The organism is Propionicimonas paludicola, from assembly GCF_002563675.1.
Classification (GTDB): Bacteria; Actinomycetota; Actinomycetes; order Propionibacteriales; family Propionibacteriaceae; genus Propionicimonas; species Propionicimonas paludicola.
Genome location: NZ_PDJC01000001.1, coordinates 925,854 through 938,908 on the forward strand (window position 1 = coordinate 925,854; position 13,055 = coordinate 938,908).

Consider the following 13,055-nt stretch of genomic DNA (forward strand, 5'->3'; position numbering starts at 1 on the left):
CGCTCTATGCCTTGCTTCGTTCGCTGAGCGTATGTACCCTAGTCACATGAGTGAAGTGCAGCCGCTACGCATCGCGAACCCAGTCGCCTCAAACGTCCGCGCCGAACTGGCACGCCACGGAATCAAGATCAGCCACCTCGAACGGCTGATCGGCCAGAGCGTCGCCTACTGGGGACGCCGAGACCGCGGCGCCACACCCTACGACTCAAACGACCTCATCGAGATCGCGAGCCTGATACAGGTCGACCCCGGGGTGTTCTTCACCGGGGCCGTAATGGCTCCCCCGCCTGGACTCGAACCAGGAACCTACGGATTAACAGTCCGACGCTCTGCCAATTGAGCTACAGGGGATCGCGCTGGGCGCGAGTAGGTACGTTAGCAGAACTTCAGCGAACGTCGTACTCGGACCTCAATCGGGCCAACTCGGAGGCCACTCGGCGGTCGGATTGCACCGCGTCGAGGCTGGTCCCGGTGGTCGGCTCGAGGCGCCAGTCCAGGGCGGCGTCGGGGTTGCCGAGGTCGCGACGGGCCGTGATCACGGCAGCGCCCGGGCCAATCAGGTCGACGACCCGCTGCACCACGATGCTCTCGGTGACGCGCTCGTTGAAGACTTCGGGCACCCGGCCGGTCTCGGTCAGGTGCAGCGAGTGCTCGACGCGCTCCTGGTCGTGCCAGCGCAGTCGCAACTCGTTGCGGTCCCAGCCGCCGTGGGTGATCTGGTGCCAGGGCTGGTGACGCCAGCCGTCGCCGGTGGCGTACCAGAGGCTGTCGGTGGTGGCCACGACCTGGCCGTCCGCGGTGGTCCCAACAGCAAGCACAGCACTTCGCCCGATCAGCGTGGCCAGGTCGGGGTCGATCCGGAGCCGTGTGAACAGTGCCATGACACTATTGTGCGCGCTCAGCTGACGATCAGCTTCCACATGGCCGGACGATCAGGCTCGGCCCAGTTCAAGGCAGCCAGTCGGGCCCGGTCGAACCAGGAGATCACGTCGTGGTCGGGGCTGGTGGCCGGCAACGGGGTCAGCGAGCGGACGACGTAGCAGGCCAGGCTGATCGGCCCGGTGGGCGTCCAGGTGGTCGTGCGATCCAGGAGTGCGCCGATTTCGGCTTCGACGTCGAGTTCCTCGCGCAGTTCGCGAGCCAGGGCGTCTTGCGGATCCTCGCCGGACTCGACCTTTCCGCCGGGGAACTCCCAGCGGCCGCCGGAGCGCAGGTGTGGACGGCGCCGACAGGCCAGCACATAGTCCTGCTCGGCGAACACCGCAGCCACGACGTCCATCCGCACCCCCTCATTGCCACTGTCTCACATGACCCCTAGTCCGGGGCAGGGGCCATCAGATGCATCAGCCAGTTTTCGTCGGTTCGGATCAGCGCGAACCGGGTCGGACGCCCGGCCAGGCCGCCGTCGGGCCGTCCATGCAGGGTGATGATCACCTCGTTGTCGCGCCACTTCTCCAGCTCGTAGCTGCCGGCGTCCCAGATCCGGACGGTGCCGGCCCCGTACTGGCCGGCCGGGATCGTCCCCTCGAAGCTGCCGTAGGCCAGCGGATGATCCTCGGTCTGGACGGCCAGTCGGTTCCGCTGGGGATCGGTCGGCAGACCTTTCGGCACGGCCCAGCTGACCAACACCCCGTCGTGCTCGAGCCGGAAGTCGTAGTGCAGCCGCCGGGCGTGATGCTCATGGACGACGAACGAGCGGCCACTGCTGGGCGGAGCCGGCTCGGCCGGCACCGGCTCGGGAGTCTTGGCGCCATCGCGCAGGCTGCGGTACGTGGCCAGCCGATCGGGCCGAGTGAGCAGCCCAGCGAGCAGGTCGCCGTCGGGGAGCCGCTCCAGCACCTCGCCGAACTCCAACTGGCGCAGCCCGGGCCGGCTCAGCTCGTCCCAGCTGCGCGGGGCGGCCACCCAGGGACGCTCTCGGCCACGCAGCGAGTACGGCGAGACCGTGGTCTTGGAGCCGTTGTTCTGACTCCAGTCCAGGAACACCTTGCCGTCGCGCCCGGAGCGGCGCATCACCGACGTGACCCGATCTGGATGGGCGGCCTGCAGAGCGTTGGCCAGCTCGTGGGCCACCGTCGAGGCCTCTTCGGTGCTCAGCGAGCCGTCCAGGGACGCATAGAGATGGATGCCCTTGCTGCCGCTGGTCACCGGGAATGCGGTCAGCCCGGCCCCGGCCAGCGCCTCTCCGACCCAGCCGGCCACCTCCGCGCAGGCCCCCAGTTCAACGCCCTCGCCCGGGTCGAGGTCGAGCACCAGCCGGTCCGGTGGCTGCGGGGTTCCGTCGGCCGCGAACCGCCACTGCGGGACGTGTAACTCCAAGGCGGCCAGTTGGGCCAGCCAGACCAGGGTGGCCACATCGTCGGCCACCGGGTAGTCGTTCGGGCCGGAGCGGTGTTCGATCCGGTAGCGGCGCACCCAGTCGGGGGTTCCCTCGGCCAGGTTCTTGGCGAAGAAGACTCCTCCCGGCTCGGTGCCGTCCCCGACGCCATCGGGGTAGCGCTTGCGGGTGATCGGACGCTGCCGCAGATGCGGCAGCATCACCTGGGCCACTTCGGCGTAGTAGGCGATCACCTCGGCTTTGGTGGTGCCGGTGGCCGGGTAGAGCACCTTGTCCAGGTTGGTCAGGGCGAGCTCATGACCGTCGATGGCCACCCGCTCGCTGCTCATGGAGCCATCCTTGCTCAGCCGCCGATCGGGCGTCGATAGCCGGCTGTACCTGGCTAGCTGACCGCCGAACCCAGTGCCTGGCCGATCGGCTCCCGGATCACCAGCTCGGCGTGGGAGTCCAGTGCGGTCCGGCTGGAGTTGATCAGCACCAGATGCTCACCGGTGAAGGCCCTGGTCAGCCCGGCAGCGGGCTGGACGACCAGGGACGTGCCGCCGACGATCAGAGTGTCGGCCGCGGCCAGTTCGGCGACGGCCTCGTCCAGCACCTGCTGGTTGAGCGACTCGCCGTACAAGACGACGTCCGGCTTCACCGTGGCACCGCACTCGCAGCGCGGAATGCCCTCGGCCTCCAGGATCCTCTCCATGGGGTAGCTGGTGCCGCAGCGCACGCACCGGTTGCGCAGCACACTGCCGTGCAGTTCCAGCACCCGCTGTGAGCCGGCCGCCTGATGCAGCCCGTCGATGTTCTGCGTGATCACCGCGCTCAGCTTGCCCTGGGCCTCCAGCTTCGCCAGGGCCAGGTGGGCCGGGTTCGGCTTGGCCTGTGGATGCAGCAGGTTCTTGCGGTAGTAGTCGAAGAACTCGGCGGTGTGGTTGGTGAAGAAGTGATGGCTGAGGATGTCTTCGGGGGAGAAGTAGGGGCCCAGCCAGCGCTGGTAGAGACCCTTCCCGGAACGGAAGTCCGGGATGCCGCTCTCGGTGGAGACCCCGGCACCGCCGAAGAAGACGATCCGCCGTGCGGACGCGATCACTTCGGCCAGTTGTTCACTCACGGTTCGACCCTAGCTCCCGGCCGACGTGCGGGCACGTCAGCGCACGATTCCGGCCAGGAATAGGCTGCCCGCCATGCACCAGCAGTTGCCCGCGCCGACCGACCCTGCGCCGGCCAGAGAAGGAATCGGCGAGCGGCTCGCCGCCATGATCCAACACCCCACCGTGTCGGCCGAGTACGAACAGACCGGCCCCGGCCCGTTCACCGACTTCCACGCGCTGCTGGCCGAGCTCTACCCGCTGACCCACACCCGCCTGGAGACCGAGCGGATCGGCGAGCTCGGCCTGGTCTTCCGCTGGCGGCCGGCTCAGCCCAGCGAGGCCGCGCCGGTGGTGCTGATGGGCCACTACGACGTGGTTCCGGTGGCCGGCCAGGAAGCCGAATGGACGAAACCGCCGTTCTCCGGTGAGATCGCCGACGGCCACGTCTGGGGCCGCGGTGCCCTGGACGACAAGGGTGCGGTCTGTGTGCTGCTGGAGGCCGTGGAGAACCTGCTGGCCGAGGGCTGGACGCCGGCCCGCGAGGTGCTGATCTGCCTGGGCGGCGACGAGGAGGTCTACGGACGTTCGGCGCAGCAGATCGCGGCCACCCTGCGCGACCGCGGCGTCCGGCCCTGGTTCGTGCTGGACGAGGGCGGCGCCATCACCGAGATTCCGTTCCCCGGTGTCAGCGGCTGGTTCGGCATGGTCGGGCTGGCCGAGAAGGGTGTGATGACCGTCCGGCTGAGCACCACAGGCACCGGCGGGCATGCGTCCGCGCCGTCCGGGCTGACCGCGGTCGGCCGGATCTCGCGGGCGGTGAACCGGCTCAACCACAATCCGTTCCCGATCCGGCTGCCCAAGACCGTCCGGCAGTTGCTGGCCGCCATCGCCGAGCACGCTGAGCCGAAGTACGCCCGGCTCTACCGGGCCGCGCTGACTGTCCCTGCGCTGACCAGCCGGTTGCTCACTTTGGCCGGCCCGGACGCCCGGGTGCTGGTCCAGACCAGCCTGGCCGCGACCATGCTGGCCGGCGGCAGCAGCGCCAATGTGCTGCCATCACAGGCCTCGGCCACCCTGAACATCCGGGTGAACGTGGGGGAGAGCACCGCCGGGGTGCTGGCCCGGCTGCGCCGAGTGATCGCCGACCGAGCGGTGAACGTCGAACTGATCGAGGGCGATGAGCCGACCCCGGAGTCCGGCTTCGATAACCCGGCCTGGCGACTCCTGGCCAGTGCGGTCGAGGCCGGCTACCCGGGCGTCCCGGTGTTGCCCTACCTGACCACGGCCGCCACCGACGGACGGCACTGGCACCGGTTCACCCCGGACGTCTACCGCTTCGCTCCGCTGCTGATGGACGCCGCCCAGCGGGGCAGCATCCACGGCACCAACGAACATGTCTCGATCGAGACCTTGCAGCGCGGAGAGCGCTGCTACCGGGCACTGCTGAAAGGGCTACCCGCATGAGCACACCCACCCAGATCACCGACCCGGGCCGGGTGCGCTTCGGCACCCTGGGTGCCGTGGTCGGCTTCCTGGTCTTCGTCGAGCTGACCAGCGGGGTGATCCAGGGCTTCTACACCCCGATGCTCACCGACATCGCCCGCTACTTCGGCGTCCCCGATGCCGATGTGAACTGGCTGGAAGGCGGCCAGATGATGGCCGCCGCCCTGATCATCCCGGCCTTCGCCAAGCTCGGCGACATGATCGGGCATCGCAAGATGCTGCTGATCTCCACCGCAGTCACCGCCCTGGCCAGCATCGCCATGCCGCTGGCCGGCAACTTCTGGCTGTTCCTGGTGGCCTGGTCACTGCAGGGCTTCTACATCGTGTGGCTGCCCCTGGAGACCGCCCTGATCTACTCCCGGGCCCGTTCCACCGGTCATCCGGCCGCGCTCACCCGGCGGGCGGCCGGTCTGCTCGTCGGCGCCCTGGAGACCGGCGTGATCGTGGCCGCCCTGGCCGGTGGCCAGCTGGTCGGCGTGCTCGGCCTGCCCAGTGTGTTGTGGATTCCGGCCATCGCGGTGATCGCCTGCTTCTTCATCATCTGGTTCGGGGTCAAGGAGTCGCCCGAGCTGCACGGCGGACGCTTCGACACCGTCGGCCTGATCCTGGTGGCCATCGCCCTGCTCGGCTTCACCGGCGGCCTGTTCCTGTTGCGGGTTTACGGCCCCGGAAGCCTGTTGGCCTGGGTGGTCACCCTGGTCGGCCTGGTGCTGATGTGGCCGTTCATCGCCTGGGAGCTGCGCCAGGACGACCCGGTGGTGGACGTGCGGATGTTCACCAACCCGGCGCTGTGGCCGGTCTTCCTGACCGCCGGCCTGTTCGGAGTCAGCGTGCTGGGTGCCCAGGCGCCGCTGTCCACCTTCGCCCGAACCGATCCGACCATCTATCACTACGGCCTGGGCGCCAGTAGTGGGATGACGTCGATCCTGATCGGGGTCTACGTGCTGATGCTGGCGGTCGGCGCGCTGCTGCTGCCACTGGTGACCAAGGTGGTCGCGCCCCGGGTCGCGCTGATCGGGGCCAGTGCCATGGTGGCCGTGGGCTACCTGCTGTTCCTGCCGTTCCACGCCAGCTTCGTCGAGACTCTGCTGAACATGGTGATCGCCGGGATCGGCTCCGGTGCCCTGGTGGCCGCCCTCCCGGCCGCTGCCGCGGCTGCCGCTCCGCCGACCCAGACCGGTGTGGCCACCGGCCTGACCAACTCGGTGAAGACGGTGGGTGGCGCGGTGGCGTCCGCGGTGTTCGGGATCGCGCTGGCTACTCATCCCGACGGCACGGCGGCCGGGACGGCCGGCTCGTTCAGCGGCTATCTGACCGTGTGGACGGTGTGTGGCCTGACCGCATTGGCAGCAGCCATCGCGTTGGCCTTCGTCCCGAAGACGGCCTTCAGCGACCAGCCGAGTTCAGCGGAGTAGCTCCAAGATGGTGGCGCCGACCCCGTCGGCGTCGTTGCCGGGCACCGGGTGCAGCCCGGGCCGCTTGAGACTGGCGTGACAGTTGGCCACCACATAGCCGCGTCCGGCCCACTGCAGCATGTCCAGATCGTTGGGCATGTCACCGAAGGCAACCACGTCCTCTGCGGCGATCCCGAGTTCTGCGCACAGCAGAGCCAAGGTGCTGGCCTTGCTGATCCCGGTCGCGGTGAGCTCGATCATCCCGTAGGGATGGCTAGTGGCCGCGTGCGTGAGGGTGAGCCGCTCACCGACGATCGGGGCGGCCAGTTGGGTCATGGTGTCCGAGGCCAGCTCCGGGTGGAAGCCGAGCAGCTTGATCACCTTGCCCAGCGAACTGACCAGCTCCGGGAGGGTGCCCAAGTGGTGGCCGGGCTCGTTGCGTTGCCGCGAGGGCGAGTCGGGCTCACAGCCGAAGCCGGTGCCGGTCTCGAAGCCGAAGCTGATCCCCGGGATCACCGGACGCAGTTCCTCGGCCACCGCCAAGGCCACCTCGGCCGGCAGCGGGAACTCGTGAAGGACCTTGTGGGTGCCCAGTTCGACGACGGCGGCGCCGTTGCTCACGATCACCTGCGGGTGCGCAGAACTGAGCTGGTCGAGCACCCCCAGCCAGCGGCTGGGACGTCCGGTGGCCACCACGAACGGCACCCCGAGCTCGGCTGCTCGCAGCACCGCGGACGCGTTCAGCGGCGACACCTCGCTGCGCGAGTTCAAGAAGGTGCCGTCCAGGTCGGTGGCGATCAGCCGCGGCCGAGTCATAGCCGTGAGTTCGGGCTCGGTGAGCCGGCCGAACCTGACGGCGAGCTTGCCCCCGGCGAGGGGGACGGGCTGGCCGAGGACGGCGAAGAGCTGCTCGGCGACGGTGACGGGCTGGGCGACGCACTGGACGACACGGTCACGGTGGCGTTCGGCGACCCGGTGGTCGGCACCGGAGGCCGCGGGGCCTGCGTCGGTGCCTGTTGGAAGAGCAGGATGGCGATCAGGACCGCCAGTGCGCACAGCAGGATCATCAGCAGCCAGGAGGCCAGGATCGATCCCCAGCCGGCCCGATCGTGGCGGCCCGGCCAGGGCAGCGGCCACAGCTTGGCGATCCCCGGACGCACCTGGTCGATCCAGTGCAGCCGGTAGTCCGGGCCGGTCGGACGGCCTTGGGCAGCCACCCCGATCAGGGCCACGTCGTCCAGAATCCGCTGAGCCTCGGCTACCGAAGCCGCGCTGGCGTCATAGGCCAGAGCCACCCAGGGGGTGTCCGGCAGCTCGTCGCCGACCGCCGGGTCGTCGGTGTCCGGACGGAACCGGACGGCCAGACGTCCGTCGTCCTGACCGTGACCGCCGCGGGCCAACACGGTGTCGATGTGCAGCTGATTGATCAGTCCGGCGAACCGATCCCGGGCCGCGGCATCGCCGGCGGCACCCTCGGACAGCAGGATCACGATGGCTGAGGTGTTCACCGGGTCATGGCCCAGGTAGGCCACACCGGAGGCGGCCGCGGTCAGCCGGGCGTCGATCCAGTAGTCGCCGACCTTCGGCGGATCGGAGGCGAGCAACGGAAACGGCCGCGCGGCAGGCTGGCCGTCCGGGGTCGGTGTGCTCATCTCGTCCAATCGGGCTCGGGAACCGAGGTGAACCCATTGTGCCGCACCTGCGCAGGCCCGCATCCGGCCGCCTGGTTCGGTCACAGGTTGCGGCTACCACCAGCCGGTATCGTTGACCGGGTCTGGAAGGCCAGACGGAACCCAGCGGGAGATCACCTGTGAGTAGTGAGAACGAACCCACCACGGCATCCCAGCCCGGTACCCCGGAGCAGCCGGTGGCCTCAGCGCCTCCGGCCCCGGCCAAGACCGACGCCGCCAAGGCGTCCAAGGTGCTCGGTGAGGCGATCGCCCAGGTGCAGCGGGTCATCGTCGGCCAGGAGCACATGGTCGAGCAGCTGATGGTCGCGCTGTTGGCCAAGGGGCACTGCCTGCTGGAAGGCGTCCCCGGGGTGGCCAAGACGCTGGCCGTACGCAGCTTCGCCACCGTGGTCGGCGGCCAGTTCGCCCGGATCCAGTTCACTCCCGACCTGGTGCCCTCCGACATCGTCGGCACCCGGATCTACTCCGCCCGCGAGGAGAAGTTCGACATCGCGCTGGGCCCGGTGTTCGTGAACTTCGTGCTGGCCGACGAGATCAACCGCGCTCCGGCCAAGGTGCAGTCGGCCATGCTCGAGCTGATGGCCGAGCAGCAGGTCTCGATCGGCGGCCACACCTACCCGGTGCCGCAGCCGTTCATCGTGATCGCCACCCAGAACCCGATCGAGTCCGAGGGCGTCTACCCGCTGCCCGAGGCGCAGCGGGACCGCTTCCTGCTGAAGGTGGACGTGCCCTACCCGCGCGGCAACGAGGAGTTCGAGATCCTGCGCCGGATGAGCGTCAAGCCGCCCACGGCCAACCCGGTGCTCGATCCGGAACTAGTCGCCGAGTTGCAGGAGTTGGCCTCCAACGTCTTCGTGCACAACCTAGTGGCCGAGTACATCGTCCGGCTGGTGCTGGCCACCCGGACCCCGGACGAGTTCGGGATGCCCGACCTGGTCAACGTGATTCAGATCGGCTGCAGCCCCCGAGCTACCCTCGGCCTGGTGGCCGCAGCTCGGGCGCTGGCCTTGATCCACGGACGCGACTACGTGCTGCCCACCGATGTTCAGGCCGTCGCCAAGGACGTGATGAGCCACCGGCTGGTGCTCGGCTTCGACGCCCTGGCCGACAACATCACTCCGGCCCAGGTGATCGAGCGGATCATCGCCATGGTGCCGCCGCCCACCCCGGTGTGGAACAACCAGCAGCGTTCCGCCCAGCCCGCTACCGTCCCCGGCCAGGGCTGATCGCCGGTGAGTGTGTCGCCCGGCTTCGCGCCTCCACCGCCCGAGCTCGGCGCGGTGCGATCGGTGCTGGCCGAGCCGACCACCGCCACCATCCCGCTGAACAAGCTGGCCCCTGAGGCCGCGCTGCGTCGCCTGGAGCTGACCATCGTCCGCCGGCTGGAGGGCTTCCTGCACGGCGATCACCAGGGGTTGCTGCCCGGGCCGGGCTCGGAAGCCAGCGACGCCCGCGAGTACGTCCCCGGGCAGGACGACGTCCGCAAGATCGACTGGGCCGTGACCGCCCGGACCACCGTCCCGTACGTCCGCGACACCGTGGCCGACCGGGAGCTGGAGATCTGGGCGCTCCTGGACGTCACCCCGAGCATGAACTGGGGTACCGAGGGCGTCACCAAGCGCGACCTCGGGATCGCCGCCGTGGCCACCATCGGCTTCCTCTCCCAGAAGATGGGGGACCGGTTCGGTGGGCTGATCATGCGTCCGGATTCGATGAAGCGGCTGCCGGCCCAATCCGGACGGACGGCGCTGTACGCGCTGCTGCGCCGGATGCTCACCGAGCCGATCGTCTCCGACCACACCACCGGCCCGTTCTCGCTGGCTGCCGGGATCGAGCGGCTGCGCCGCACCGAGCGCCGGCGCGGCCTGCGGCTGATCGTCTCGGACTTCCTCACTCCCGGTGACTTCGAGTTGGACCCCAACGTGGAGCCGGAGTGGGAACGTCCGCTGCGCCGGCTGGCGGTCCGCAACCAGGTGCTGGCCGTCGAGGTGGTGGACCGGCACGAGGTCGAGTTCGCCGACGTCGGCGACCTGTTGATCCGTGACCCGGAGACCAGCTTCGAGCGCTATGTGAACACCTCCGATCCGGCCGCCCGGGAACGGATGGACGCCGCGTCAGCCGCCCAGCGCGAGCGGATCCGGGTGGCCCTGCGCCGGGCCGGTGCCGCGCACATCCAGCTGCGCACCGACTCGGACTGGGTGCACGACATCGCCCGGTTCGTGATGGCCTACCGGCGCACGGCCGTGATGCTGCATCAGCCGCCGAGCGGAGTGAGCCGCTGATGTTCTCCTGGCCGACCTTCCTCAACCCCGAACGGCTGTGGATCCTGATCCTGGTTCCGCTGCTGATCGTGGCCTACCTGGTGATCCTGCGGCTGAAGAAGCGGGTCGGGATGCGGTTCACCAACACCTCGCTGCTGGCCCAGGTGATGCCGCGGCAGTCCCAGTGGCGTCGCCACCTGGCGGTCGCGTTGTCGCTGCTCAGCCTGATCGCGTTGAGCCTGGCCTGGGCCCGTCCCAATGGCATCGAGATGGTGCCGCGGGAACGCGCCACGGTCGTCCTGGTGATCGACATCTCGCAGTCGATGGCGGCCACCGACATCAAGCCGAGTCGGCTGGAAGCGGCCAAGCAGGCAGCCCTGGAGTTCGCCAACGATCTTCCGGCCAAGTACAACCTGTCCCTGGTGAGCCTGTCGGGTAACCCGTCGGTGCGGCTGCCACCGACCACCGACCGGACCCAGGCCCGGCTGGCGATCCAGAGCCTGAAGGTGCAGGACTCGACCGCCATCGGTGAGGCCGTGTACGTGAGCCTGGACGCCCTGAAGATGGCCCCGGCCGGCCCGGACGGGGACAAGCGCCCGGCGCCGGGCGCGATCGTCCTGCTGTCCGACGGCCAGAACACGGCCGGCCGCTCTCCGGTGCAGTCGGCCTTCGCGGCCAAGCAGGCCGGGGTGCCGATCTACACGATCGCCTACGGCACCGCCAACGGCCACGTCGACTTGGACGGGGTCCGGCAGTCGGTGCCGCCGGATCCGCAGGCGCTCGCCGAGCTGGCCAGAGACTCCGGCGGCCGCACCTACAGCGCCGAGGACCTCGGCCAGCTGAGCCGGGTCTATGACAACATCCGCAGCGAGGTCGGCCAGACGCCGACCAAGAAGGAGACCACCGCGATCTGGGCCGGCTACGGCCTGGCCTTCGCCGTGGTGGCCGCTCTGGCTGCCGTTTCCTTGGGGGCGAGATGGCCCTGATCCCGACCGAGTTCATGCGTCCCGATCGGCTGTGGTGGCTGCTGATCATCCCCATCCTGGTGGCGCTGTACGTGTTCCTTTTGTGGTGGCGCCGCTCCCGGTCCAAGGCGCATGCCATCACCAACCTGGACCGAGTGCTGCCCAAGCAGCAGGCCTGGAAGCGGCACGTGGCCGTCGGCCTGGCCATCTTGGCGCTGGGGGCGCTGAACATCGCCTTCGCCCAACCCAAGGCCGAGGTGGACGTGCCCAGAGACCGGGCCACCATCGTGCTCACCTTGGACGTGTCGCTGTCGATGCAGGCAACCGATGTGGCCCCGAACCGGTTGGATGCGGCGAAGGCGGCAGCCAAGGAGTTCCTCCAGCTGCTCCCGGTCGGCTTCAACGTGTCGCTGGTCCGCTTCGCCGGCACGGCGGCCGTGGTGGTGCCGCCGACCAGCGATCGGGGAGTGGTGGCGGCAGCCATCGACTCACTGCAGGTGGCCCCGTACACCGCGATCGGCGAGGGGATCTACTCCTCCCTGGACGCCATCGCCCAGGCGCCGCCGGATCCCAACGACCCGGAGGCCACTGCACCGGGCGCGATCGTCCTGCTCAGCGACGGCTTCACCAACATCGGACGAGACTCCGCCGATGCCGCCCGGGAGTCCAAGACCAAGAACATCCCCATCTACACGATCGCCTACGGCACCGCGGGTGGCTACCTGATCGGCGACGGCGGACAGCGGGAGCCGGTCCCGGTGAATCACGCCGAGCTGTCCCAGGTGGCCCGGCTGTCCGGTGGCAAGAAATTCTCGGCCGGCTCGTCGGAGGAGCTGCGGCAGGTGTACGCCTCGATCGCACGTTCGGTCGGCTACGTGAAGGCCGACCAGGAGGTCACCGAGACCTACGCCGGCTATGCGGTCGGCTTCGCTGCGCTGGCCGTGCTGGCCATGATGTCGCTGGCCGCCCGCTGGCCCTGATCGGTCAGCCGACAGCCGGATAGCTGCGCTGGCCGAAGATGGCCGTCCCCACCCGGACCACGGTGGCGCCATGCTGGATGGCCAGTTCGAAGTCTCCGGACATCCCCATCGACAACTCGTCGTAGCTTTGGCCTTCGATCCCCTGATCGCGCAGTTGCGCCTGCACCTGCTGCATCCGGACGAAGCAGGCCCGCACCTGATCCTCGATCGGCGAGGGCAGCGCCAGGGTCATCAGGCCCCGCACCCGCAGCGCATCGAAGCTGGTCAGGGCGGCCGCGAAGGCGGGAACCTGTTCCGGCGGCAGCCCGAACTTGGAGTCCTCGGCGGAGGAGTTCACCTGGATCAGGACGTCCAGCTGGCGTCCCTCGGCCTGGAGGCGGCGATCCAGCTCTGCGGCCAGCGCCAGTGAGTCCAGCGCCTGGAACTCACTGGCGAAGCGAGCGACCAGCTTGGCCTTGTTCGACTGCAGGTGGCCGATCATCACCCACTCCAGGTCGGCGAGCTGGGCCAGCTCTGCGGCCTTGGCCTCGGCCTCCTGGGCCTTGTTCTCGCCGAACCGCCGGTAGCCGGCCGCGTGGGCGGCCAGTACGTCCGAGGCCGGCCGGGTCTTGGAGACCGGCAGCAAAGCCACCGACTCGGGGGCCCGTCCGGCGTTGTGGCAGGCCACCGAGATCCGGGCCCGCACCGTTGCCAGGTTCGCCGCGATCTGGGTCATATCCCTAGCTAACCAGACTTGCTCAGCCCGCACCTGCTGGTCTTCGTTGGTGGCCGGGTGCACAATGGCGATGACTCCCGACATGGCTGAGGTTGCTGGGGAAGGTAAATCTCAGCGATCGGGGAT

At 69.1% G+C, this 13,055-nt stretch carries 13 protein-coding genes and 1 tRNA gene; 6 read left to right on the forward strand and 8 right to left on the reverse strand.

The genetic code is table 11. The annotated features are described in order from the left end of the window. Positions 1-275: 275 nt before the first annotated feature. The 5 genes from ATK74_RS04200 to ATK74_RS04220 form a co-directional block, all read right to left on the reverse strand. Positions 276-351, reverse strand: a tRNA-Asn gene (locus tag ATK74_RS04200). 35 nt (positions 352-386) lie between these two features. Beyond that, positions 387-881, reverse strand: coding sequence for a hypothetical protein (locus ATK74_RS04205; RefSeq protein ID WP_098459873.1), 495 nt, complete (start codon positions 879-881; stop codon positions 387-389). A 17-nt stretch (positions 882-898) separates the two neighbouring features. Then, positions 899-1,279, reverse strand: coding sequence for a (deoxy)nucleoside triphosphate pyrophosphohydrolase (locus tag ATK74_RS04210; RefSeq protein WP_098459874.1), 381 nt, complete (start codon positions 1,277-1,279; stop codon positions 899-901). 35 nt (positions 1,280-1,314) lie between these two features. Next, positions 1,315-2,667 (reverse strand): non-homologous end-joining DNA ligase, encoded by a 1,353-nt coding sequence (gene ligD / locus ATK74_RS04215; RefSeq protein WP_098459875.1) that lies wholly within the window; start codon positions 2,665-2,667, stop codon positions 1,315-1,317. 53 nt (positions 2,668-2,720) lie between these two features. Continuing rightward, positions 2,721-3,440: an NAD-dependent protein deacylase gene (locus tag ATK74_RS04220; RefSeq protein ID WP_098459876.1), complete on the reverse strand. Its 720-nt coding sequence runs from the start codon at positions 3,438-3,440 to the stop codon at positions 2,721-2,723. A 73-nt stretch (positions 3,441-3,513) separates the two neighbouring features. Between ATK74_RS04220 and ATK74_RS04225 the strand changes: the two genes are divergently transcribed. Beyond that, complete coding sequence (locus ATK74_RS04225; RefSeq protein WP_098459877.1) at positions 3,514-4,884, forward strand: M20/M25/M40 family metallo-hydrolase; 1,371 nt, start codon at positions 3,514-3,516, stop codon at positions 4,882-4,884. After that, positions 4,881-6,338, forward strand: coding sequence for an MFS transporter (locus ATK74_RS04230; protein WP_098459878.1), 1,458 nt, complete (start codon positions 4,881-4,883; stop codon positions 6,336-6,338). Before ATK74_RS04225 ends, ATK74_RS04230 begins: the two co-directional genes overlap by 4 nt. On the opposite strand, the gene ATK74_RS04235 is transcribed toward ATK74_RS04230, so the two are convergent. Then, on the reverse strand, positions 6,327-7,133 hold the full coding sequence (locus tag ATK74_RS04235; protein ID WP_098459879.1) for an HAD family hydrolase: 807 nt from the start codon (positions 7,131-7,133) through the stop codon (positions 6,327-6,329). The genes ATK74_RS04230 and ATK74_RS04235 overlap by 12 nt on opposite strands. After that, on the reverse strand, positions 7,130-7,969 hold the full coding sequence (locus tag ATK74_RS04240; protein ID WP_098459880.1) for a hypothetical protein: 840 nt from the start codon (positions 7,967-7,969) through the stop codon (positions 7,130-7,132). The genes ATK74_RS04235 and ATK74_RS04240 overlap by 4 nt, the downstream gene beginning before the upstream one ends. Positions 7,970-8,184: 215 nt before the next feature. Here ATK74_RS04240 and ATK74_RS04245 point away from each other — a divergent pair, with 215 nt between their 5' ends. The 4 genes from ATK74_RS04245 to ATK74_RS04260 are packed head-to-tail and all read left to right on the forward strand — an operon-like array spanning position 8,185 to position 12,214. After that, a complete protein-coding gene (locus tag ATK74_RS04245; RefSeq protein WP_098459881.1) occupies positions 8,185-9,234 on the forward strand; it encodes an AAA family ATPase in 1,050 nt (349 codons plus the stop codon). 54 nt (positions 9,235-9,288) lie between these two features. After that, a complete protein-coding gene (locus ATK74_RS04250; RefSeq protein ID WP_425440109.1) occupies positions 9,289-10,290 on the forward strand; it encodes a DUF58 domain-containing protein in 1,002 nt (333 codons plus the stop codon). Continuing rightward, positions 10,290-11,255: a VWA domain-containing protein gene (locus tag ATK74_RS04255; protein WP_098459882.1), complete on the forward strand. Its 966-nt coding sequence runs from the start codon at positions 10,290-10,292 to the stop codon at positions 11,253-11,255. The genes ATK74_RS04250 and ATK74_RS04255 overlap by 1 nt, the downstream gene beginning before the upstream one ends. Continuing rightward, a complete protein-coding gene (locus ATK74_RS04260; RefSeq protein ID WP_098459883.1) occupies positions 11,246-12,214 on the forward strand; it encodes a VWA domain-containing protein in 969 nt (322 codons plus the stop codon). Before ATK74_RS04255 ends, ATK74_RS04260 begins: the two co-directional genes overlap by 10 nt. A 4-nt stretch (positions 12,215-12,218) precedes the next feature. Here ATK74_RS04260 and ATK74_RS04265 read toward each other — a convergent pair whose 3' ends face one another. Further along, on the reverse strand, positions 12,219-12,929 hold the full coding sequence (locus ATK74_RS04265) for a YggS family pyridoxal phosphate-dependent enzyme (protein WP_098459884.1): 711 nt from the start codon (positions 12,927-12,929) through the stop codon (positions 12,219-12,221). Between the last annotated feature and the right edge of the window lie 126 nt (positions 12,930-13,055).

Bases quoted from the DNA above. Each gene is read 5' to 3' on its own strand.
- ATK74_RS04205 (WP_098459873.1), bottom strand. From the start codon at position 881: ATGGCACTGTTCACACGGCTCCGGATCGACCCCGACCTGGCCACGCTG.
- ATK74_RS04210 (WP_098459874.1), bottom strand. From the start codon at position 1,279: ATGGACGTCGTGGCTGCGGTGTTCGCCGAGCAGGACTATGTGCTGGCC.
- ligD (WP_098459875.1), bottom strand. From the start codon at position 2,667: ATGAGCAGCGAGCGGGTGGCCATCGACGGTCATGAGCTCGCCCTGACC.
- ATK74_RS04225 (WP_098459877.1), top strand. From the start codon at position 3,514: ATGCACCAGCAGTTGCCCGCGCCGACCGACCCTGCGCCGGCCAGAGAA.
- ATK74_RS04230 (WP_098459878.1), top strand. From the start codon at position 4,881: ATGAGCACACCCACCCAGATCACCGACCCGGGCCGGGTGCGCTTCGGC.
- ATK74_RS04235 (WP_098459879.1), bottom strand. From the start codon at position 7,133: ATGACTCGGCCGCGGCTGATCGCCACCGACCTGGACGGCACCTTCTTG.
- ATK74_RS04240 (WP_098459880.1), bottom strand. From the start codon at position 7,969: ATGAGCACACCGACCCCGGACGGCCAGCCTGCCGCGCGGCCGTTTCCG.
- ATK74_RS04255 (WP_098459882.1), top strand. From the start codon at position 10,290: ATGTTCTCCTGGCCGACCTTCCTCAACCCCGAACGGCTGTGGATCCTG.
- ATK74_RS04260 (WP_098459883.1), top strand. From the start codon at position 11,246: ATGGCCCTGATCCCGACCGAGTTCATGCGTCCCGATCGGCTGTGGTGG.
- ATK74_RS04265 (WP_098459884.1), bottom strand. From the start codon at position 12,929: ATGACCCAGATCGCGGCGAACCTGGCAACGGTGCGGGCCCGGATCTCG.